Below are 22,822 nucleotides of genomic sequence, written 5' to 3'. Positions count from 1 at the left end.
CGTTTTTTTAAACCGTTTCCGCCGGTTCCGCGGCTTGGGCTTGTGCGATTCTCAATTCTCCCGCGATTACCGTAGGAACGGAAGAATGAACTTCTTCCAAAGCGAGTACCGCGAAGTTTCGAGGCGGGAATTCCTTGGCCAGGAAATACGCGAAAGGCATTCTCACTTCCCTGTTGACCACATATATCGGGAATCCCCGTCCTTCCTGGATCCTGCGGTTCATATCCGCCACGGATTCCAAAAGCCTTCTCTGGAAATCGGGAGGTAGGACCAAAATATCCCTTCCTTCCAAGCGATCCTGAGCCAAGGATTTGTTCAGACGATCCAAGAGTCGACCTTCGACCACAACCACCTGTAATTTTCCGTCCACCATATAATCCTTTACTATCGTATTCGAGATACTCTGTCTTACGAACTCCGTAAGAACGTAAGGATTGGGATACTTGGACATTTTGTTGGCCACAGTCTCGAGAATCGGAACCAGATTGCGGATTCCAAGACCTTCCCGTAGAAGATTTTGTAGTACCTGTTGCAACATCCCCAAATTTCCGGGTTTGTCCGCTTCCAATTCCTGGATGAGAGTCGGATACTGGGATCTGTAATGATCGAGTAGCTTCTTGACCTCCTCTCTTCCGAGTAGGCTGGAAGCATGAGTCGCCAGAAGTTCCCGCAAATAAGTGATGATGACCGTGGAAGAATCCACGACGATGAAGCCCTTGGATTCCGCATCTCCCTTGGAGTCGGCGGCGATCCATTTTGCGGTTCTCCCGTAAGCCGGCTCCATAAAAGATTCCCCTTCGATGGAAGATAATTCCTGGCTTTCCGCGGAAGGCATGGCCATGAGTTTTTCGGGACGAATGGTGCTGGAACCCACTTCCACCCCGTTGATCTTGATCGTGAATTGGTCCGGCGGAATTTCTAAATTATCTAATATACGAATAGGAGGAATGACGATCCCGCTTTCCCGAGCGAATTTTCCCCGGAGGTTGGAGATCTGATCCATGAGAGTCCCGCCTTGAGAGGCGTCCACCAAGGGAACCAAATGATAACCGAATTCGATCTCGATGGGCTCGATTCGAAGCTCGTCGTAATAATCCCGAGGCTTGCGATCGCCCACGGATTCTTTTTCCTTCTTCTCCAATACCTCGAGTTGCTCCTGGACAGTCTTTTCCATGGAGTAGGCGAGATAAGCGAGCCCTCCGGAAAGAAGAACCATCGGTAGAAAAGGAAGTCCCGGGATAAAAGCACCGAGTCCCATGGAAGCCGCGACCACATACAATACTTTAGAGTTCGCGAACAATTGGGTCTTGAACTGTTTCGCCAGGTCCGACTCGGATCCGGAACGGGTCACTATGATACCTGTCGCCACGGTGGTGAGAAGCGCCGGGATCTGGGAAACCAGTCCGTCCCCAATGGTGAATTTACCGTAAGTTTCCACCGCGGAAATGAAGGATTCTCCCCGGATGCTCGCGCCTATGATCACTCCTCCGATCAGATTGATCGCGGTGATGATAAGGCCCGCTCTCACGTCTCCCTGCACGAATTTACTCGCTCCATCCATGGAACCGTAAAAATCCACTTCCGCTTCTATCTTTTTACGGCGCTTTCTCGCTTCCGCCTCGTTGATATTCCCGGTGGAAAGTTCCATATCGATGGCCATCTGCTTACCAGGCAATGCATCCAACGTGAATCTTGCGGCAACTTCCGAGATCCGCGTCGCACCTTTAGTGATCACGAGCACCTGCACGATCACTAAAATCAGGAAGATAATGAATCCCACCACGTATTTACTCAGTCCCGATTCGCTTCCTACGATAAAGGAACCGAACGCGTCTATGATCGCGCTATTTACCCCGGGTCCTTTGGAAAGAATCTGACGCGTAGTGGATACGTTCAATGCCAGCCTATAAATCGTGGTGATGAGTAATAAACTGGGAAATATGGAAAACTCCGACGGTTCTTTGATGGACAAAGAAGTCAAAACGATGAGAAGGCTTATGGCCAAACTCAATAAAATGAGTAAGTCCAACATGAATCCCGGAAGAGGAACCACGAGCATAGCCACGATTGCCACGGCTCCCGCGCCCAGGATGAAGTCGGATTGCATGTACCATTTCTTATCCATAAATTTCTCCTAGGCTTAGGAAGCGTTTCGGAACGCTCTCCGGAAAGATTCGAGTTTCGTAAATATAACGCTGAGCGCAGTATAGAATTTGGCGGGAACTTCCTGGCCGATCTCGACCTCGTCGTAGAGCGTTCTTGCCATGGGCCTGTCCTCCACCGTGGCAACTCCGTTGGCCTTTGCCACGCGGATGATTCTAAGAGCGAAATCGTCCACTCCCTTGGCGATAACCACGGGAGCCTTGTGCCGAGAAGGCTTGTATTCCAACGCCACGGCGAAGTGGGTAGGGTTCGTAATCACCACGTCCGCCTTGGGAACTTCCGCGAGCATTTTACTTTTCTTGATGGTATCTCTCGCCATCTGTCTGCGTCTAGCTTGGAGAGAAGGGTCCCCGTCCTGTTCCTTCATTTCTCTTTTGGATTCGGAAGGAGTCATTTTTAAGGCTTCTTCGTATTCGTAACGTTGGAAGAAATAATCCCCTACGCTGATCACCAAAAGAAGGATACCGACCACCACAAAAATCTTAAATGCGGTATAAGTGATTAGGCCCACGGATTCCTCCAGGCCCATATTCCCCAACATAAGAATCTTAAAGAAGTCCTTCTCGATCACGAAATAGGAAACCCAACCGATGATGACCACCTTCAACAAGGACTTGCCCAGACTGAACATAGTCTGACGGTTCGGAAGGATCTTCTTGAAATTGGGACGGATCCTTCCGAAATTGAAAGCGAGCGCCCTAGGCGCGAATAAAAATCCGGTCTGCACTACGTTTCCCACGATCGCGGCGACCACGGTAATTCCCAAAAGAGGCAGAAGCAATTGGGTCACATCCCAAAGAGCGTTCCCCATGAGTTCGGTAACGCTTTCGGGAGAGGCGACACCGGCGGTCCGGATCCCGTGAAAGTATTTTCGCAAAAGATAATACGATCTCATGAAGAAATATTCTCCCATGAGATAGAGTAGCACGATACCCGCGAGAAGAACGATTGCCGAGGCCACCTCCGGACTCTTGGGCACATTCCCCTTCTCTCTTTCTTCCCTTCTACGCCTTTCACTTCCCGGTTGGGTTCGACCTTCGTCCTCGGCTGCGAATAATTGCAGATCGATGCGAAACGGCAGAGGCATAGGTGCGGAGAATACGGGAGCAAGAACCTCTTCTTTAGAGGAACCGGAGAATAAAAAACGAATCCAAGTAAGAAACGACGCGATCATTGGGGCCATTCCTTTAACATCAGATTCAATTTCTCGAAAGAAAGCTGAAAGGCTGCATCCATCTGAGAGATCAGAAAGGGCACCGCCAAAATCATCACGATGAGACCGATTGCGATCTTGATCGGAAAACTCAATTGTAGAATATTCAATTGGGGAGCCGCTTTTCCCATAAGCGCCTCGGATACGGTAACTAGTAGAAGCACTCCCAAAATCGGCAAAGAAATCTTGAAGGCCACAAGGAACATGGCTCCCACGGCACCTTCCATGGCACGGTAGAGTCCATCCTGAATTTCCGGGATCAGTTTCAGGATTTGCACCTTTTCGAAGGAATACACTAAGCTCTCGAAAAGGAATCTATATGCGCCTAAAGAGAGAAAGAGTAGCATGCCTAACATATTCTTAAGAGTACTGATAACGGGAAGACTCGTTTGGGAGATCGGATCCAAAACTTCCGCATACCCGAAACCCAATTGCACGTTAAAAAATTCTCCCGCCATCTGGAAGGCGGCAAAGACCATGCTCACCAAAAAGCCGAGAAGAATTCCGATCAATACCTCTCCCACGGCCACGAGCCCGTAGTCCGCCATATGCCCCGGAATCGGAGGAACGAATCCGGAGCTGACCGGAAATATGATCACGGCCAAAAGAAATCCAAGGCTCATCCTTTGGGCGAAAGTGATGGAGGCAAAAGAGAATACGGGAGCAACCGATAGGAGTCCCACGATCCTAGCCAGGATCAAAAGAAATACTTGGAAATGACCCACGAAGTATTCCATTCTCCTTTATCCTCAAAATCTCTCTATCATCAGGAATAAATCCCGAGTATAATCGGTAGCCGTCTGCAACATCCAGCCCGCGAACACCACGATCACTACGAAGATCGCCAATAATTTCGGAACGAAAGCGATCGTAGGCTCCTGTATGGACGTGGTGGTTTGCAGAATCCCGATCACGAGTCCCACCACCATCGCCGTGAAAAGAATCGGAGACGAGAGTTTGAGAGTCACGAACAAGGCGTCGCGAATCAAAGTGATTACGTCGACCTCCGTCATTTATAACTCCTTACGAGCTCGTAGACGATTAAATTCCAACCATCCGCCAGTAAGAATAAGATCAGCTTAAACGGAAGACTCACCATCACCGGCGGCAACATATTCAGACCCATGGAGAGAAGTGCCGAGGCCACCACCAAATCCACTACGATGAAAGGAATGAAGATGATGATTCCGATCCAAAACGCTTTCTTGATCTCCGAAAGCATGAATGCGGGAATGAGAACATAGCTAGGAACGTCGTCGAAGGATTCCACCTTCTCCACTCTTCCGATTTTTAAGAATAGGGCCACGTCCTTGGCGCCGGAAGGTCCGATCTGTCGGATCATGAATTCCCGCAAAGGCACCATGGACTTATCGAAGAATTCGTTCGTGTCTATCTTTCCGTCCATATAAGGATTCAACGCCTTATCATAAACCACATTCAAGGTAGGAGCCATGATGAAGAATGTAAGAAATAGAGCGAGCCCCACCATGACCTGGTTCGGGGGAAGGTTCTGGATGGACAAAGCCCTTCTCACAAAATCCAAAACGATTACGATTTTGGTAAACGAAGTGAGAGACATCACGATCGCAGGAGCCAAGGAAAGGATGGTGACTAAGAAAAGAACCATCAGGGAGAGACTCGTCTCTCTGGGTCCTTTGGCCTCGTTCACATTGATATTCAAATTCGGAATGGGGATACGAGGAGCGTTCGCTTGCGCGTATACCTCCTCCGGAACGAAGCTAAATAAAACGAATACAAGCAATAGAAGCGAGGGAATCTTCCACATAATCGATTTATGTCTCATCTTTTGAGAATCGCTTTTCTCTGCCTCTAAACCGAGATCTACTCCCACATTCCCCCCTAGTTCAAATCGAATAACCCGTTTTCCAGGTCGTTCCTTTCCTTCTTGATCTCGTCCAATTTCTGCTTCAGCTTCTTTTGCCTTTCTTTTCTGGCGGACGGAGAAGAAGTAAGCTGAGGATCTTCCTCTTCCGATTTTCCTGTGATACGAATATTCAGATCCTTGAGTTGTTCCAGAACCGTCACGAGGAATCCTCCTTCGGGAGGCTGGAACTCGTCCTTCATTCTTTGCAATCTGGCCTTGGTCTCAGGATCCTTGATCTCCGAAATGAGATTAATACCGTTATCCGCAACGCCTAAGACAAAAATCTGACCGGTAACTTCCACGATCTGCAATTGCTTATTCGTTCCGAGGACCAAACTGCTCAAGAGATTCATCTCTCCTTGGACCGGCAGTCTTCCTTCTCTCGTTCTTGCTGCGGTCTTTAAGATCCAGTAAGCCGCTCCGCAAAGGATTCCCAAGACGAGAATGATCCTAAATAGAATTCCTACCAAACTCGGTCCGTCCGAACTGGGCTTATACCTTTCTTCGATCGGATTCGGAGCGGGTGCCGTATTCTCGGAAGGAACGGTGTTGTTTGCGGGCTCGGAAGAAGTTTTTTCTCCCGGAGTCGCGGCCTTTTGTCCTTCCGATTTCAATTCCTGCTTTAGGAGCTCGTCCATCTTCTCCCTTTCCGAACCTTGTGCGAAAAGGGAATTAGAAGAACCTAATAAAACACAAAAGACTCCGATCGCAATCGCGAGGGAGCCGAGTCGTAAACCACTAGACTGATTCACTGGAAGATTCCGGTTCATCCGCCTCCCGACTCCGGCTTGATACGATCGGCGGGACTTACGATATCCGTCACACGAACACCGAAGTTTTCGTCGATGACCACGACCTCTCCTTTCGCAATCAACTTGCCGTTAACCAATAGATCCACAGGCTCACCGGCCAATTTATCCAACTCGATGATGGAACCTTCTCCCAAACCCAGGATGTCTTTGATGTACATCTTGGTTCTTCCCAACTCCACGGTCACGGACATCTGAACGTCCATGAGCAGATTCAAATTCGGGGTGCCTTGGGCCCCGCTTGCTGTAGCTAGATTCGGGAAGGATACGGATTTCATTCCGACTTGAGACATGCCGGCACCGCCGCCCATTCCGCCTTGGTATCCGCCTCCGCCATAATCTCCCCCTCCTCCTCCGGATCTTTTGGAAAGAGAAAGGATATCGTTGGCCATGGATAAAGAGATCAAAAACTGCACTCTAAAAGAAGGAAGTCCTTCGATCGAAAGATTGAAAAAGGTCCGAACCAGCGGATCTCCTTCCGGAAGCACAAGCGCCGCAGGAGAAGTCACATGTCTGGTCTCCGCAGGAGAACCGTTCACGCCTCCTCCGGTTTTCGCAGCAATTTGGGATTGTAGAGCGCCCATGATAGGAATCAAGCTGTCTCGGAGCGTTTGGAGCTGCCCTTCGTCCAGTCCTCCGGAATCGAAACCGCCCATCATCATATTGGCGATACGAGCGGCGTTATCCGCGCCCATGGCCAGAGCCACCCTACCGTTCAGATTTCCCGAATAAGTGGAATAAAGAATAAGAGTATTGGATTTTAATTCCGCCTCTACATCCTTACGGGACTTTGTCTCCGTAGTGGGATTCATAAAATTGGAGGTCTTGGATAGAATAGCGGCCAGAGTATTTCCGGCAGTCATAAAGCAATGAGAAAGGAAATCGGACAGGAGATCCCTATCCACAGGAGACAACCCTGCGGCTTCCTTGGATCCGCCTCCGGCAGCCATGCTACTCGGATCGAACGTTTCATTTGCGCCGGCTAATAAGGCGTCTATTTCTTCCTGGGAAAGGGATCCTTCACCCATATTGGGCACACTCTCTCTGTTTTGGATTAGGAGACATAATAAAAAGAATTTTGTCGATCCCTTTTTTTTCTTGATTGGAAAAACGGTGGGAAATGCCTCGGATCTACCTATTTCACCGGATTTTTGAAAGGATTACAAGTAAAATCCCGTGCCAATAAAACGGGGTGGCCTAAACAGGAATCGTCACATTCTCCCTTTTTTCTACCATTCTTACAAACACGCAAACGGAAGATTTTCCCCGGCGAACCGATATGTCCCGAGTCGAATACGCCGATCGTCAGGGAGAATATTTAAAAGGAGGAATGAAAGAAGTCGGATTGAAACCGGTAACAGCAGGGTCGTTCTCGATAAATTTAAACGCATAGATCGTTTCCGTACTGGCGGAACTACAAGCGTTTCCGACCTTATACGCTTTTATCGTAATCTGTTCAGCTGTGGAATTCATGGGAATATAGTAGAACTTCGCACTGGATGCAATATACCAAATAGTCCCTTTGGCTATGTCGGTGACATATGAGAAGCCGGAGCAATCGGTACTAGTATGGTATGTTATCCAATTTGCCGCGGAATACGCCCCGTAGGCTCCGGTATAGCGATCCAAGTAGAGACTCACCAGACCGCTTACTTCGTAGCCTTTTGTGTTCAGGATTCCTCTAGGTGTCAGGGTTCCTAATTTTGTACCGCCGGAATCTACGACGGAATAATTTCCGCTCGAGGCGCTTGCGGCTTCCACCGCCGTCTTAAGAGCCTGGAAGTTTTCATTCAATTTCGCCGCGGTCAGAATCTCTCCTTCGTTAAAAGTGGAAACGGCAACTGCCACGAGAGAAGTTCCTAGAAAACCGACCCCGAGCCCCGCTCCTAAGCCGATTCCTTTCTTAAAGTAATTTAATATTTCCTTCATATAAGCCCTAATGTAATTTACAGGAACCCAATGCATCCGTTCCCAAAACGCATTCCGGCGCGTTCGGGTCCACAGGAGGGATCGAGTTCTCATCTCCACCCGAAAGACCCATAATCGAAAAAACGGATTTTGCCAGATTGGAAACGCGAGAAGAATCCGAATTTCCTGTCAGATCGGGGACGGTACAGGAGAAGTAAAAAGCGGCGAGAACGATACCCTTCCCCGAGCGAAGCTGTAGGTTTTTGAAAAACCGAATAAGATCGGAAAACCGGAACGCGATTCTCGACATGCAATTCATAGTTAGAAAATGGAACGACACAAACAAAGGATCAATCCGGTATATTTAGCGCCGAAACGCCACATTACGGACACCTTTTATTCCTTTCTCAGACGCACAAAACGTTTTTTCTAGGATTCGCCCCTATCATTCCCGACCAGTTGAGCCGCCGGGCTCCGGCTAAGCATCCACTCTAAAATAGGCTTTTTTTAGGATTTTCTGGACATCGTATCTCAGGCTCGGATCTTCCCCCATACAAAAGAAGATGATTCCATACATTATATTTCCATCAAATAGGGTGAAGGAAAGAGTATGCAGATTGCTGCCCTTGTCCTTGAAATAGATCCTAAACGCCGAATGATTGGCGAGTTTCACGTCTCCCGCCTCTATGATTCGCCCATTTCTTCCCCGGACCGCTTCTATGACTCCCGTCTGGAATTCCCTGTTGGAAGCCTCCACCTCGGATCCCTCCGGGAGTTCCCTGCGAACCACGAGAACGCTCGCCGAATTATGGTAATCCTTCGCGGCAAAAATCCCGCCGGCGAAAGGTTCGATTTGCAACCAGTCGAAGGGAAGAATGAGATTCAGAGTGTTTTGGGGAGGTCTCGCTTCTTTTCCCGTCAGAATACCCGAAGAAGCGAAAATTAAAAAAATCGAAACTATAAAGGAAAGCGGAAATCTTAAGTTCACGTATCTAAATTCCGAAACGAAAAACGGCCTAACGTCCTTTTCCGAGTCGGATCATTCTTCGCGTGTATCAGAAAACTGGCAAATCCTATTTTATATCGATCGTTCAGAGAAGCGGAAGTTCGGCTTCAACCGGGAAGGCCCAGATCCCCTTCTTCTCCCTGCCAGAAAAGACGGAGAGAATCGAAGCTATAGATTCCCGTGTTATGATAATCTCCCCAGACTAAATTCACCGCGTATCTTCCCACCTTGGAAAAAGAGAGAAGCTTAGCCTCTTTGATCTGGCCCGTGCTTGCGCCTATCTTTCCGCCATGCCCGCCCCTACATACCACGCAAGGACATCGTTTACGCAGTTCCAAAAGGGAAAATTCGGAAACGACTCCGTCCTTCCATTCTATCTTAAGAGTATCTTCGTCGAAGCTAATCGTTTCCGGTGTGGTCGCTTTTAAACTGAGTGCCATGGTTTATTTCGGTAGATTCAATACTTTCCTACGGAAGGTTCCGATAGGAGTTCCATAAGTCACTTTATCGTTCAGAGGCAACTCTCCGAAATCGAAACTATCCTTTTCGATCACCAGGATCACCGTGGATCCCATCTCGAATCGTCCCAATTCCGCGCCCTTATCAATCATTATGGATACGTCCTTGTAATCCTCTTCCTTAGCGGTGCGGATAAGAGTATTCGTGATGATCTTCTTGTCGTAGGTAACGCGAATTCTTCCTACGTTGGAAGCTCCCACCTTGATCACCGCCACTAGTCCGTATTCGGTCTGTAGGAAGGTGATCAATCTTTCGTTCTTAGGGAAAAGTCCTCTGATTCCGAAAACGGCCAATTCGTTCACCGGGAATAGCTTTCCGGGTTCATAATAATATCCTAAAATTCTTCCATAAGCGGGAGAATGGATCCTATGATAATCCTGAGGGGAAAGATAGAATGTGATATATTTTCCGTTTTGGAACTTGGAGAGATACTTTTCTCCTCCGATAAGTTCCTTCAGATTATAATCCACTCCTTTTGCCTGTAGGATCACCTGATCGTGTATATCTCCGAATCCGGTGATTCTTGCGTCCACGGGAGATACCATCGCATTCTCCGCGGAATCGATGATTCTCGCTCCTGCCTTCAAAGCCCGAGTGAAGAATTGATTCAGGGAATTGTATTCCTGGATTTCCAATTCTGCCTCGTCCACATTGATCTTGTACGCCTTAGCGAAAGCCCTAAGTATGGGAATCATGATAAAGCGAGGCAATCTTAAGGATGCGAGTATCCCGAATAAAAGAGACACAAGGTTCTTAGGTAAAATCGAAAGTAAAAGAAGGTAGAAGTCTTTAAAGATTTCATAATGCGCTCCCCCTTCCAGGAATTTGCGCAATTCTCCCTGAGCGACTTTCGCGAGAAGAACAAGACTCACCAATACCGGAACCGCAGTCACGAGCGCAAGGCTATATCCGATTCCGAAGATCTGGAGTAGTACGTCCTCCCCGTATACCAAATACCCATAAGCGGACGCGAGAAGGGAGGCTATGAATAGAATACGATATGCGTTCGCGAATTTCTCACCGAATATATAACGGGCATTCTGTTCTCCCGTGTAAAACCAACCGGATATCGCAACCACCGAGAAAAGCAAAAACGAAAGGAATAAGGCGGTTCTTGCCGGATCCACAGGCCCCTGGATCAGTACAACCAGGAAGTTTCGGATCGTTTCCAAATCCTTTACTCCGAAGGAAAATAAGGCGTAAATTACGAATGTGGAAACTACGAATCCCTCGAAGAAGGTCGCAAGCATACTTACGATTCCTTGCTTAGCCGCAGCATCCGTGCGTACAACTCCCGCGACACCGGCGCTCTTACCTATACCGGTTTCCGTGGAAAGGAAGAACATTCCGGTTCCGGTACTGAAAATCCTGAATAGGGAAAATCCTCCCCCTAAAAGAACAGAGAAAGGTTGGGTCGCATCCTTCCATACCGCTTCCATGAAGGAAGTGAAACCAACTAGGTTTCCTCGGAACAAAAGAACGTAACTTAAGAAAAACAAAATGATTCCGATCGGCGCTAGATAGGCGGAGATTCTTCCCACTCTGCGAATACCTCCGAGCACTACGAAGATCACTACGACCGAGATCAGGAAGGGCACCGTCATTCCTTGTATATCCAATCCGTTTTGGGCGAGAAAGGAAACTCCTAACATGGGCATGGCCCCACCCATTGCAAGAACGGTTAATAATCCTGTTAATGCGAAAGCGATCGCAAGCCATCTTGCCTTCAGCGCTTTCTCGATAAAATACATAGGACCGGAAAGATAACGACCGCTTTCTAACTTAATACGGAAACGAATCGCCAGAGTGGATGATACGAATCTAAGAGGCATGATAAGAAAGCTGGAAACCCAAATCCAGAGTAGAACCCCGGGACCGGAAAGTACAAGCGCAAGAGCCGACCCGAGTACCGCTCCCGGTAATAAAGAGGATCCTGTGCCCGCATAAAATGCCTGGGAATGCACGAGCCTTCCCCTAGAACCTTTATAATCCATATTTCCCGAAAAGATTTTAACGGCTAAGAATAAGAAACGGACCTGAGGAAACTTCAGTCGAATCGTAAGATACAAACCGATGAAGAGTAAAAAATAGAAGTACGGTTTGAGTATATCCAGATCCAAGAACGGAAAAAGTTTAGTCGTTAGCATCCCAATCAATCTTTCCTTGCAAATAAAGGCTTTTTAGAATATAGGTCCCGGGAAATTCTGCAGGAATGCCGGGTTCCTACACAGTTTTCTCGTATCGAGTCCCAAAACCACTCCTTTTTGGATTGCCGTCGGTTTGGAAAGGCCTCCGATTCGGGTTCCTTCTACTATTCTATATTGCCGGCCTTTCGGCCGTATTCGGAGAAGAAGCGCCGATCGCTCCTAAAATGAAGGAACTCCCCAAAAACCAGGCCCCGGCCCCAGAAGGAAATTGGGAGATCGGAGCTAGATTCGGATGGGGGATCCGCGGCCCGAACCGTTTCGACCAGAACCTGAACGGATTCAGCTCCACTTTGGATCCGAGGATTCCGAGCAGTACCACTCAGGAAAACAACCGGATGATGACCCAAGGCGAGATGTTCGCAAGAACCAAGTTCGGAGAGAATTTTAAGGTTGGCTTTCTGGGTGGATTTCGTTATTTCCAGAACTTTCACCTAACGAATGTTACTACGGAACCGTTTTATACCAGATTGGATTTCGGAATGGAGAGCATCTATTTTCTCGCCATGGTTTGGCAGGAAGGAAGATTCAACCGACTATTGCGTTGGGAGGCGGGACTCGGAATGGGTTATGCCCAAGCTCTATGGACCACGAAAGGATATGCGACGGACGGCAAGGACTTTTATTCGCAGGAAGGAAACTTGAAAGGTTCTGGAATGGAATTCCGTTTGGAAGGATCCTTGAACGCCCCGATCACCGACACTGTAACGCTCAGTTTCGGAACCTATCTCTCTTGGATCAATATCGCTTCCTTCGATGGCTCTTTTAACGGAGACTACGCCAGCATCTACATACGGCAGGACGGAAGAGTCTCCCCTCTCACCGAATCCGCCAACCAAGATAATATCCTTTTGTCCAACCAGTATTCCAGAAAGTTGGATATGCAGTCCGCCTACGGCGGACTGTTTTTCGGAGTAAATTACAAACTCTGAATTCTATTTGGGAGCCGGTGGTTCGATTACGTCCGGATGTTTGGGAGCGTTTTTGTATTTAGGATCTTCCACCTTCTCCTTCATTTTTTTTAGGGTCTCGTAAGGTATATCGACTACCACGAAATTCGCGATGGAAGTAGGAATACTTCCTCCAGGTTCGCTATGAACCTGGTAAGTCACCTCCACCTCGTCTCCTATCGGCACGAATTTCCAAAAGCCTCGGATAGTTCCTCGGACTATACCGCTTTTTTCCGGTACTACGTTGGATACGGGACGCATCTGGTAGGTGACAGCACCCGTATTCTTATCCTGGATCAATATGGAATGTATTACGAAATCGCGATCATTCAAGGGCCAAGGCACTCCGTTCTGGATGTATATATATTTTTCCTTGGGGTTCAGCACTTTTACTGCTTCCGATTTCTTACAATCCTTTAACCAGGTAGTATAATTGGGATTGTCTTCCATAAGCGCGATCACGGTGTGTAGGCTTGCCTTTAACCTAGTCTTTCCCCGGAATTCCCGGAGTTCCGAACCTTCAATCTGACGAGTATGAACGACTATGCCGTTCTTTTCCTTTTCCAGATCCCAGGCGAAAATCCCGGACGGAATCCAAATTAGTAAAAGCAATAATGGAATTTTCTTCAACATCGAGAAACCATCCTGGAAGTTTGTTTATTCCGAAAGACTCTTCGGACCCATCATTTCTAAGAAGAAAATCGATTCGAATCAAGAATATATTTCTTTAAAAGAATAAGGAACGTTCTAATCGAACATCCGATCACAGGTCCAGGGGGCTCGCGTCCCTTTTGTATTTCAGTGGCTTTTGCAGGTATTTAATGAGTAGGACCTTATTTCCTTTTTCGTTGAACTTGACCACGTCGAACACCTTCTTAGTCATCATGATTCCCCTTCCGTGGGTGTAGCTCTCTTCGTTCAACTTGTCCCCGTCCAGGTTCAGTATCTTCTTAAAATCGAAACCGTCCCCCTCGTCCTCTATTTCGAAACCGATCCTTTTTTGGTTTAGAGAATAGGCGACCTTGATGCTCCTCGCTCCGTAAAACGCCTCTCTCTGGCGCTTTTGTATGAACTCCATATAATTCCCGATCTTCATGGAGTCCGTTTTTTCGTCGAAGCTGATGCCTAGATTGCCGTGCTCTATCGCGTTGATCAGAACTTCCCGAACGCAGGTACGAATCGCGGTGATCACCTCCGACCCCGCGAATTGGCTCAGATTGGAAGTCAATTGCCGGCTGAGAATATCCGCGTTGCGTAGATAATTGTTCACCGTAAAATGCATGCTCTCGGAAACGAGAAAACGGGAGAGTATGTCTTCGGAGATCTCGGATACCTTGCCGAGTACCATTCTTCCGCCCTCCCTCTCGAAAGACTGCAGGCGGATCTTAACCGGTTTAGGTTCCATTACGTATTTCTGTTTGAATTCGGAGTGAAACTCGACCGTTTTTCTGGTCTTGAGATGCTCCTCCATTTTTTCCCTAGCGAGCATGAGTGTGATGGATTCGTCTATGGGATCGAAGGAATAGATCAGATCCAGGAAATTCTTCCCCTCCACATCCGACGGTCTGTGACCGGTGAGTCTGGAGAGAGTACGGTTGGCGTCCCAGATTCTTCCCTGTTCGTCCAATGTAAGAAGAAGTTCTTCCGCTCCTTCGAATAAATTACGAAATCTTAATTCTGACTGCTCTATCGCTTGTTTGGCCTCGTTTAAATCCACCACTTTTCCGGATAGATCCTTGGATAGATCGTTGACTCTGTCCGCTAAGGCAAGAGCCAGCAACAAGACATGTGCTGCAGTTCCGATCTCCACTCCCCAATACACCAAGGGAACGGAATGAGGTAGGATTCCGGAAAAACGCAGTACGAATACGAATGCGCCGAGGACCAAGACCAACCAAGCGGACAAAAAGAATAACGTTGCTCTCAAATTACGAGTCAGTCCCTGGAAGCCCAGATACAGAATCAAGGCGAGGGTAAGAGTAGAGATGGCGACATATAAGGCCAAAGCCGGTCCGAACGGAAGAAAATACCCCAGAACGGTCAACACATAGCAAAGAAAGGAAATCCCGAATAGGATTCGGTCCGCTCTAGGATATTTTCTTTCGGCGTCGAAATAGCTGCGGATAAAATCGGAAGTGGTCGCAGCCACGAAAAACGTAAAACAGGTGACTACATGGCTTGCCCAAACTATGGATTCCGGCCAGAAGAATTGGAAAGAATATCCGTTCAAAGACCATTGTATTAGAAATCCGGAACCTACGTATAAAAAGAATGAAAGATAGGTCTTTTCCTTGGTGGATAAAAACAGAAAAAGATTATATAGCGCCATGACGAGCAAGGAGCCGAAATAGATCCCGAGTAGAATCTGCTCGCTCGACACTTTCTTATAAAAATCCGTCCTTTTATAACCGAAAGCGCTGAAATTCACCGTACTCTTGGTCTCTATTCTTACGTAAACAGTATCCTTTGCCCCGGAAGAAAGCTCCAATGGAAAACTGGGAAAGCGATACTTGATCGGCCTCTCTCGGAAAGGAATACGATCCCCTCCTCTAAAAATCACCCGATTTCCACGGGATTCTAGATAAATCTCCGCACGATCCAATTGGCTATAATGGATCTCTAAAATCCAAGAAAGAGAAGAATGGCCAGTATTCTCCACCGGCACACGAAACCAATGAACATAAGGAGAATACCCCAAAGAAGCCGAATCCAAACGATGGAACTCTTGGTTTCGAACCCGAGAAAAATCCGTGTTTCCCTTTTCATCCACCCAAACTTCCGCGAACGGAGAAAGAGCGAGTCCCTCCTCCGGCAACGAATCCGTATCTAGAGACCACACGGGGAGCGAGGAGAATAGAAGGAGAAGTCCCGCTAAAAAAATCGGAACCTTGCGGAAGAAAGTCGGCTTTTTCGGAATCCTTTCCTTCACTCTTTTTAAAACCGGAGGGAAAAGCTTGCCTGACCTGGCCCTACAAGCAAGCTAAAATTCCATCCTAGGATCGAGAGTTCGGGTTAGTTTTTCTTCGCTTTGGATGCGGCTTCCTTAATGAGTCCCGCAGCGATCTCGTTTCTTTGGATCTGGCTCGTTCCTTCGTAGATTTGTAAAATTTTCGCGTCGCGATAGAATTTCTCCACGGGATATTCCTTCGTGTATCCGTATCCGCCGAAAATCTGGACCGCATCCGAAGCGACGAGTACGGCCGAATCAGAAGCGTAACATTTTGCCATTGCGGAGAATTTAGCCGCATCCTTATTAAAGGTCTCAGCATAAACGCCGGCCTTATAGGTCAATAAGCGGGAACCTTCTATCCGGATCGCCATATCCGCCAGCATATGTTGAATGGCCTGGAAAGAAGCGATGGTGGTTCCGAACTGCTCCCTTTCTCTCGCGTATTCTATCGCCGCGTCGAAAGCTCCCTGCATGAGTCCCACCGCTCCGGCGGCCACGGCCGGACGAGATAGAATCAACGTCTTGAAAGCGTGTAAGAAGCCTTGGTTTTCCTTTCCTCCTACAAGATTCTCCGCGGGAACCTCGCAATCTTCGAAGATCAATTGTCTGGTTTCGGAGCAGCGAATCCCCAATTTATCTTCCTTCTTTCCGAAGGAAAAACCCTTGGCCCCCTTCTCCACGATAAAGCAAGAAATACCTCTGGGTCCCCTATCCTTATCGGTCATAGCGAATACGGTATAGATGTCCGCTTGTCCGGCACTACTGATCCATTGCTTGGTTCCGTTCAAAACATAACGGTCCCCTTTTTTTACGGCCACTGTCGCCATAGCGGGAACGTCGGAACCGGCTCCCGGTTCGGAAAGTCCGAAGGCCGCGGTTTTTTCTCCGGATGCGAGAAGAGGCAGCCATTTATCTTTTTGCTCCTTGGTTCCACCCACATCGATAGGCAGCGCGCCTAACTTTGTAGAAGTGAAAGCAGTATTTACTCCCAGACAACCCCAGGATACTTCTTCTGCCAGAACGATTCCGCCCATCATTCCGTATCCCAGACCTCCGTGTTCCTCGTCGAATAAAGCCTGATAAAGTCCAGCTTCTTTAAATTTTTGTAAAATAGCTTTTGGATATTCGTTCTTCTCGTCGTAATGCATCCGGTTAGGGACCACTTCCTTGCGCACTACGTCGCGGACTAAGTCCCGAAGCTGTTGTAATTCTTCCGGTAAATCAAATTGAAATTTGGTGCTCAAATTAGCCTCCTGCAAACTTATCTATTTCCCGAATGGCGGGGTTGATCGTTTAGCAATCCTGAGAAATTACCGACTGGAGCGCAAGCTAAGCTTGGCAACGAAAAGATTACTTTCTCGACTGTTGGTTTGGAACACTAACTAAGGCTATCTCTTCACGCAGATTGCCTTCAAGAGAGAACCGCTCGCTCCCGTTTCTATGACTTGATCCGCTTGCCAGTATTGGGACTCGTAATTCGAATCCATCGGTAATTGGAATTTATCTTTTTGGGCATACATTCGATCCAATTCATTTTTCCGGACCAAGGTTAGGCCTAGTCGTCTGCAATAATCCGTTGCAGAATTCAGGTCAGGGAAAGAAAGGAAAAATTCCTTTCTAAAAGCTTCGAAGTCGCCGAAGGAAATAAGCTGCTGCTTAGGGGGAACGAAGTCCGTCGAATTCGCGATAAATGAAACACTCGTCTCACCTTGGTAACTCACGCTTTCCTTATCCTTAACGGTAATACAATAGGAACTGAGGCTCAGCTCTCCTTTTACTTTTACCGAAAAAGGAGAATCATCCTTGGCGACTCGCGCATGATAGATTGTGTTAGAAAAATCCCGAAGATCATCCGGAAAATAATATAAATCATCCTCTTTAAATGCAGGAAAGTCCGAAAAACCTAAAGTTGAATATCCTTCTTTTGGATCCGTCTTCAATTTCAATGTCAGAATTACGTAACGGTTCCGAAGACTCCAGAGCAGGGATCCCGGCTTTGGTTCATACTTCTTACCGCCGGAAGCGCAAGACTCTTGGACATCGTAACTCCATTGGTCGAAACTGATTCCGTTCTTTTCCAAATCTTCTTGCTTCAGCGGAGCATAATCCCCGTCGGAGAGCTTATTTGCCTCCTTCAATACTGAATCGAAAATCCAAGCGCCTTGATAATAATACCAATGCCCGGTTTTATCTCCCAACTTATCCGGTTCTTTTTTGCGAACTTGCAAAGTAAGAGCCATCCCCTTCCAAAGCGGATAGGCGTTTGGAGAATTTTCTTCCGGCTTGGTTTTAGCGGAAAAATTTTCGGTAACAACATAATTTGCAGATCGATTCCACTCCAATCGGGAAAGAATTTCAGGATCTAGAATTCCATTCGAGACTCCCCTTTTAGTTTTATTGATCGAGCAGCCCTCATTCTCCCCTTCTCCTAAATATATCTCATCCAAGGCGATCTCTCCGAATCTATCCCTATAACGAAATGCTGCCGGCACAATCTCCCCCTTTAATTTTCCGGGCAGATTGAAATACATCCAATCTCCCAAGGTAGGGTTGGAATCCTCTCTATCCGTATATACGGGAAGATTGATTTTCGTTAAAAGATCTCCCAATTTCTCAGTAGAAAGATTTTTTTCGTCCAACCCGGAGACGCCGAACCAATCCAACTTACTAGAACGAATCCAGCCGTAAGGTCGGGACAAATATCCCGTACGAAGTTTAACAGTGATATTACGAACCGTCCCCGGCGGGACTTCTGAGCAATTTCGAGCGTTCGATAACCGGAATTCCAAGAGATATTCCCAGGATTTTTCCGGATCGGCTCCCGGAGAATTGTCCGTTTTTACTTTATAATATTTTAAAGTAGTCGCGTTTTCCATGATCGGCGGACCTAACACATTCTTGATTTCCTGAGCCTGAGAACCTACGATAATCGAAGAGTCTACGGAAATCTTTCGAGTCCCGCCGAAGAAAAAGGCGACTAAACTAAATAGTAAGACTCCAACGGGAATCGCTTCGTAGGGTTTAGAAATCCATTCCTTTGGCGCAGAAACGATTTGCTCTCTATTCTTCCAAAGACTGGGAAGCAAATATCCCATCCCAAAAAAGAATAGATGCAAGGAAACACTGCGCAATAAACCGAACTGGGAGGTATACACACCCTCATCGAATTCATAAAAGGACGCCCAGACGGCAAATGCGGCAAAGACTAGGATCCTGTAGTAAAATAGAATTTGCCTGACGATAGTTCCCTTTTTAGATTCCGGCCATTCAGTGATAGACTTACGGATTTCGCTCCCGAATAATAAAAGCAGAAGAAGAGAAATATGATGGTCGAATCTATAATATTCTAATTTCGTAAAAATTTCAGGTCTCCAGGAAATAAAACGGGAGAGAAAGACCCCGACTGTGAACGAAAAAAGTATTACGGAAAATTCGGTTTTCCGTCCTTTACCGATCCAAATGGGAGAAAATAGAAGTGCGACCGCCAAGCTGATCGATAGTATATTCGGAAAAAGAACGAAATAAACCCCCGTAAAGATCAGGCAGGCAAAGAAAAGCATCGCCCCATTTTTTCCTCCTTCCGACTTCAGGTTCCGAATCCATTCATAAATTAGGAATGCATAAACCAGATAAAACGGATATTGGATCGTCTCCGGAGCTTTTTGGTATTCTCCGAAATCCGGATTCGTAAGACGCAAATGCAATTGCAACGCTGGAATGAGAAGAATGCAACCGGAAACGACCAAATATAGAATCGTTCTTTCTTTGGTTAGAACGTAATTGCCGTTTTGTTTTTTTACGAAATCATAGGTCCATAATACTACCGCAGAAATGAAAACGAATATGAAGGGGCCTAGATAAATCGAGAATAGCAGCCAGAGATCCTTCTCTCCGAATTTTTCCGGAGCGATCTTATAAAGTTGCGATTCTTTTTGGGATAAATAGCAAAATCCTACGGATAAAAGAAGAAAGAGTACCTCGTAGATCCCCGCCGTAAATCTCCAGGACTTCCTCCATCGGGTCGCCAAAGAGGAAAAGCGAGAAACGATAGGCGAAATAAGGAAAATAAGCAAAATGGAGAAGATACTCCAAAAAAACGGAAACCCCTTTTCACCGGCTTTAGAATACTGCCACACATCCAGGGAAGTACCAGCAGGAAGAAGAATCAGAATAAGCAAGAAAAGAAGCAATATCAGCATTTAAGAGTTCCTACAAAAAAGCTGAAAATTGCCCGATTTTCTCTTTTGTCCAACGAATTCGGAGGGCCGGCCGATGCGCTTTAAAAAAAGTAAAAGAGTCCGAGGCTTAGAAACTTGATTCCTTCCCATTTCCAAATTCCCTTCCTTCCGTCCCAAAGAAGCCCCAACAGGAAAAAGGCGAAAATAAGCCAGATAGAAGAGCCTAGATAAAAGCCTGTGGAAACCTTTCCTAGTTTGATCAATTTCAAAAGATATACGGAAGCTCCCGCGAGAAGAATGAACTGAAGTATCCCGTATATCTTCCAGGAATTCGGAATTTCCGGATCGTATTTTCGGTATTTGGTCCGATCTATCTCAGGGACTTCCTTTTCTCCACCTAGAAATACGGGTCTCCAATCCGGTTTTTTGAATATTAGAAGAATCTTATCCTTCCAAGAGGGAGTTCTGGAAATCAGATCCCAAAGGGAAAAATAGACGTGAAAATTGGCCCAAACCGGATTGAAAGTGGGTAAAGGTTCCGTAAGTCCGTAAATAGGCTCCTTCTTTTCCTCCGTATAGGTTCCGAACCATTTATCCCAAAGGATCAGAATCCCTCCGTGATTTTTATCCAGATACTCCGGATCCCTTCCGTGGTGTACCCTATGGTGGGATGGAGTCAGAAGAATTTTTTCCATCCATCCCAATTTTCCGACGAGCCTGGTATGTACCCAGAATTGATAGATCTTTAGAATGGAATGACAAACGAAGAACATCCACCATGGAATCCCCAAGAGCGCCAGAGGCAAATTGAAGGCATATTCGAAAATTCTTTGGAACATGGATTGCCTTAAGGCCACGGTCAGATTGAATTCTTCGCTGGAATGGTGGGTCACATGGCAGGCCCAAAGAAAATGCACTTCATGAGTGGCCCTATGAAACCAGTAATAAATAAAATCCACCGCGATCAGTACGAAGCCCCAGGCGAGAAGGTTTTCTAGGCTAAAAACGAATCCGCCTTCTCCCTTCTGCAAAGGAGATCCGCTCGGAAATTCTCCCCATCCGAATAAGGTCTGAACGGAAGAATACATTCCGATTTCCTTATATAAGAATAGGGCCGCGATCGTAATCAGAACCCCGCTCAAGGAATACAGAATTCCGGTCGCCAAATCTCCCACCGAGTCGTTCCATCTATAGACGCCTTTTCGTCTTCCCCAAACGGCTTCTACGACGACGAGACCTAAAAAGAAAGGGACCGCCTTGTCTAAAAGGGTTTCTTCCATTTTGTCTGAATCCTAGCCTACAGTATTCAGTATCCTGGCCAATTTTCTCACCAGGAAGCGCGGAGATATCCGAACGGACTGAGCCATGAGTTTGTTAGCGATCCCAGAGACCACGACGGTTCTACCGGATTTTACCGCCTCATATCCGATCTTGGCTACGTCGGATGCGTTTGCTTTAGGTACAAGGCCGCTATTTAAGATCGCGGAACCGTCCATTTCCGCCCTCTTAAAGAATTCGGTTTTGGTGGGTCCGGGGCAAAGACAGGTAACGGTCACGCCGTCTTTTCTTACTTCTTCCGCGATTCCTTCCGAGAAATACAACACGTATGCTTTGGAAGCGTAATAATTGGTCATCATGGGTCCCGGTTGGAAAGCGGCGGTGGAAGCCACATTTAGAATTTTTCCGGAGTGCCTATCTCTCATATCCTTCAGGAAAAGATGAGTGAGTTCCACCAAAGAAGTCACATTCACTTGGATGAGATTCAATTCTTCCTTTAAATCCAAGGCATGGAACTTACCGTTCGTCCCGAATCCGGCGTTATTCACGAGAAGATCCACGATCGCTTTTTTCTTTTTCGCAAAGTCGTAGATTTTCTTAGGAGATTTAGGATCGGAAAGATCGGCGGAAAGAATTTCGACTCCGGCTCCTAGCTTCTCCAATTCTTTTTTTGCAGAAGCCAAACTCTTTTGATTTCTCGCCACTAAGATGAGATCGTATCCGTCCTGTGCAGCAAGCTTCGCAATTTCATAGCCGATCCCCACCGTCGCTCCGGTGATCAAAGCCGTTTTTTTCATGATTCCATTATCCCTTCCGAACCGAGGTCCGTTTATTTGGAGGTCAATCTTAGGACTCGAATTCTATTAAGGAAAGAAGAAAACGGAATTCGAAACTAGGCTTTAAGATCCTACATTTTGTAGGAGGAAAAAAGTTTGACCTCTTTTCCGGCTTAGACCATTCTCCTCTACTCTTATGATCAAACTATACGGCTACCCGATAAGTAATTATACGAATAAGGTCAAATTGGCCCTTTTGGAAAAAGGTTTGGAGTTCGAAGATATCCGAACGCCTTTCTCCCAAGAGGAGGAATTCCTGAAAAAAAGTCCTATGGGAAAGATTCCCTATTTGGAAGTGGACGGAGTCTATCTTTTCGAATCCCAAGCTATTCTAGAATTTCTGGACCAGGCATATCCTTATACCAAGCGTCTCATCCCTTCCGATCCTTTAGAGGCCGCATTGGTTCGATCCATTATCGTTTTTATCGAAAATTATATAGATATTCCCGCTCGTAGGATCTATACGTTACTAGTCGCCGGAGACCCCGTTCCTCCCGAAACGGTGGAATCCGTCAAAAAATCTTTGGAAAGAGGGGCCAAGGCTCTTTCCAGAATCGTAAAATTCGATCCGTACATCGCAGGTAAGAATTTTACCGCGGCCGATTGCTCCGCATATGCCACTTTTCCGATCGTATTAGAACATCTCGCAGATTGGATTTCTCCGAATCCTGTGGAGCAAATTCCCGGATTAAAGGAATATCTAGAAAGGATCTCCGCGACCCCTAACGCCGCGAAAGTGGACAAACCGAGATCCGTGGTTATGAAGGCTTTGAAACGGATTCGTAAATGATCTGAGTTGCGAAGGGTTCTAAACTTCGATCCGTTATTGTGCGCTGCGTGACTGATTCTTCGGAAAACGGAAGGAACAGGTCGAGCGGGAAAAATCTGGTTGACTGGTTCGATTCGGAAATTAACCTGCTGGT

20 protein-coding genes are annotated in these 22,822 nt (G+C 46.9%); 2 read left to right on the top strand and 18 right to left on the bottom strand.

Annotated features, from left to right (window positions below; genetic code table 11):
• Positions 1–7 precede the first annotated feature (7 nt).
• The 12 genes from LEP1GSC061_RS01255 to asd all read right to left on the bottom strand — a co-directional run bounded on the left by LEP1GSC061_RS01255 (position 8) and on the right by asd (position 11,650).
• Positions 8–2,125: a flagellar biosynthesis protein FlhA gene (locus LEP1GSC061_RS01255; protein ID WP_016543967.1), complete on the bottom strand. Its 2,118-nt coding sequence runs from the start codon at positions 2,123–2,125 to the stop codon at positions 8–10.
• A 15-nt stretch (positions 2,126–2,140) separates the two neighbouring features.
• Positions 2,141–3,250 (bottom strand): EscU/YscU/HrcU family type III secretion system export apparatus switch protein, encoded by a 1,110-nt coding sequence (locus tag LEP1GSC061_RS01250; protein ID WP_156844488.1) that lies wholly within the window; start codon positions 3,248–3,250, stop codon positions 2,141–2,143.
• Positions 3,251–3,333: 83 nt separating this feature from the next.
• The gene (gene fliR, locus LEP1GSC061_RS01245) at positions 3,334–4,113 is read right to left on the bottom strand and encodes a flagellar biosynthetic protein FliR (protein ID WP_016544008.1); all 780 of its coding nucleotides are present in this window, start codon (positions 4,111–4,113) and stop codon (positions 3,334–3,336) included.
• Between the two features lie 12 nt (positions 4,114–4,125).
• Positions 4,126–4,389 carry a flagellar biosynthesis protein FliQ gene (gene fliQ, locus LEP1GSC061_RS01240; protein WP_016543518.1) on the bottom strand — a complete coding sequence of 88 codons (264 nt, stop codon included), beginning with the start codon at positions 4,387–4,389 and terminating at the stop codon, positions 4,126–4,128.
• A complete protein-coding gene (fliP, locus tag LEP1GSC061_RS01235) occupies positions 4,386–5,180 on the bottom strand; it encodes a flagellar type III secretion system pore protein FliP (RefSeq protein ID WP_198014231.1) in 795 nt (264 codons plus the stop codon). The genes fliQ and fliP overlap by 4 nt, the downstream gene beginning before the upstream one ends.
• Before the next feature lie 56 nt (positions 5,181–5,236).
• The gene (locus LEP1GSC061_RS01230) at positions 5,237–6,031 is read right to left on the bottom strand and encodes a FliO/MopB family protein (protein ID WP_016543919.1); all 795 of its coding nucleotides are present in this window, start codon (positions 6,029–6,031) and stop codon (positions 5,237–5,239) included.
• Positions 6,028–7,098, bottom strand: coding sequence for a flagellar motor switch protein FliN (gene fliN / locus LEP1GSC061_RS01225; RefSeq protein WP_016543938.1), 1,071 nt, complete (start codon positions 7,096–7,098; stop codon positions 6,028–6,030). Before fliN ends, LEP1GSC061_RS01230 begins: the two co-directional genes overlap by 4 nt.
• A 277-nt stretch (positions 7,099–7,375) precedes the next feature.
• The gene (locus tag LEP1GSC061_RS01220; protein WP_040507544.1) at positions 7,376–7,999 is read right to left on the bottom strand and encodes a hypothetical protein; all 624 of its coding nucleotides are present in this window, start codon (positions 7,997–7,999) and stop codon (positions 7,376–7,378) included.
• A gap of 7 nt (positions 8,000–8,006) precedes the next feature.
• Positions 8,007–8,288: a hypothetical protein gene (locus LEP1GSC061_RS01215; protein WP_016543391.1), complete on the bottom strand. Its 282-nt coding sequence runs from the start codon at positions 8,286–8,288 to the stop codon at positions 8,007–8,009.
• A 168-nt stretch (positions 8,289–8,456) separates the two neighbouring features.
• The gene (locus LEP1GSC061_RS01210) at positions 8,457–8,966 is read right to left on the bottom strand and encodes a hypothetical protein (RefSeq protein ID WP_016543335.1); all 510 of its coding nucleotides are present in this window, start codon (positions 8,964–8,966) and stop codon (positions 8,457–8,459) included.
• A 125-nt stretch (positions 8,967–9,091) separates the two neighbouring features.
• Positions 9,092–9,424: a DUF971 domain-containing protein gene (locus LEP1GSC061_RS01205; RefSeq protein WP_016543615.1), complete on the bottom strand. Its 333-nt coding sequence runs from the start codon at positions 9,422–9,424 to the stop codon at positions 9,092–9,094.
• Positions 9,425–9,427: 3 nt separating this feature from the next.
• Positions 9,428–11,650, bottom strand: a complete 2,223-nt coding sequence (gene asd / locus LEP1GSC061_RS01200; protein WP_016543513.1) for an archaetidylserine decarboxylase — start codon at positions 11,648–11,650, stop codon at positions 9,428–9,430.
• 122 nt (positions 11,651–11,772) lie between these two features.
• On the opposite strand from asd, the gene LEP1GSC061_RS01195 reads away from it, so the two are divergent.
• A complete protein-coding gene (locus tag LEP1GSC061_RS01195; protein WP_232218339.1) occupies positions 11,773–12,639 on the top strand; it encodes an LIC_11366 family protein in 867 nt (288 codons plus the stop codon).
• 3 nt (positions 12,640–12,642) lie between these two features.
• Here the strand turns inward: LEP1GSC061_RS01195 and LEP1GSC061_RS01190 are convergent, their stop codons facing one another.
• From LEP1GSC061_RS01190 to LEP1GSC061_RS01165, 6 genes are all read right to left on the bottom strand, one after another.
• Positions 12,643–13,290: an START domain-containing protein gene (locus LEP1GSC061_RS01190; RefSeq protein ID WP_016544169.1), complete on the bottom strand. Its 648-nt coding sequence runs from the start codon at positions 13,288–13,290 to the stop codon at positions 12,643–12,645.
• Positions 13,291–13,420: 130 nt separating this feature from the next.
• Positions 13,421–15,586 carry a 7TM diverse intracellular signaling domain-containing protein gene (locus tag LEP1GSC061_RS01185; RefSeq protein WP_016543383.1) on the bottom strand — a complete coding sequence of 722 codons (2,166 nt, stop codon included), beginning with the start codon at positions 15,584–15,586 and terminating at the stop codon, positions 13,421–13,423.
• An 83-nt stretch (positions 15,587–15,669) separates the two neighbouring features.
• Positions 15,670–16,851: an acyl-CoA dehydrogenase family protein gene (locus LEP1GSC061_RS01180; RefSeq protein ID WP_016543882.1), complete on the bottom strand. Its 1,182-nt coding sequence runs from the start codon at positions 16,849–16,851 to the stop codon at positions 15,670–15,672.
• A gap of 144 nt (positions 16,852–16,995) precedes the next feature.
• Complete coding sequence (locus LEP1GSC061_RS01175) at positions 16,996–19,806, bottom strand: hypothetical protein (RefSeq protein ID WP_016544030.1); 2,811 nt, start codon at positions 19,804–19,806, stop codon at positions 16,996–16,998.
• Positions 19,807–19,886: 80 nt separating this feature from the next.
• The gene (locus LEP1GSC061_RS01170) at positions 19,887–21,065 is read right to left on the bottom strand and encodes a sterol desaturase family protein (RefSeq protein WP_016543763.1); all 1,179 of its coding nucleotides are present in this window, start codon (positions 21,063–21,065) and stop codon (positions 19,887–19,889) included.
• A 12-nt stretch (positions 21,066–21,077) separates the two neighbouring features.
• Positions 21,078–21,860, bottom strand: coding sequence for an SDR family NAD(P)-dependent oxidoreductase (locus tag LEP1GSC061_RS01165; protein ID WP_016543739.1), 783 nt, complete (start codon positions 21,858–21,860; stop codon positions 21,078–21,080).
• A gap of 175 nt (positions 21,861–22,035) precedes the next feature.
• Between LEP1GSC061_RS01165 and LEP1GSC061_RS01160 the strand changes: the two genes are divergently transcribed.
• Positions 22,036–22,689, top strand: coding sequence for a glutathione S-transferase family protein (locus tag LEP1GSC061_RS01160; protein WP_040507539.1), 654 nt, complete (start codon positions 22,036–22,038; stop codon positions 22,687–22,689).
• Positions 22,690–22,822 lie beyond the last annotated feature (133 nt).

Origin of the sequence: Leptospira wolffii serovar Khorat str. Khorat-H2 (assembly GCF_000306115.2) — a bacterium.
Lineage (GTDB): Bacteria > Spirochaetota > Leptospiria > Leptospirales > Leptospiraceae > Leptospira_B > Leptospira_B wolffii.
The sequence above is the reverse complement of the archived record's forward strand: the minus strand, read 5'-3'. Positions and strand labels throughout refer to the sequence as shown.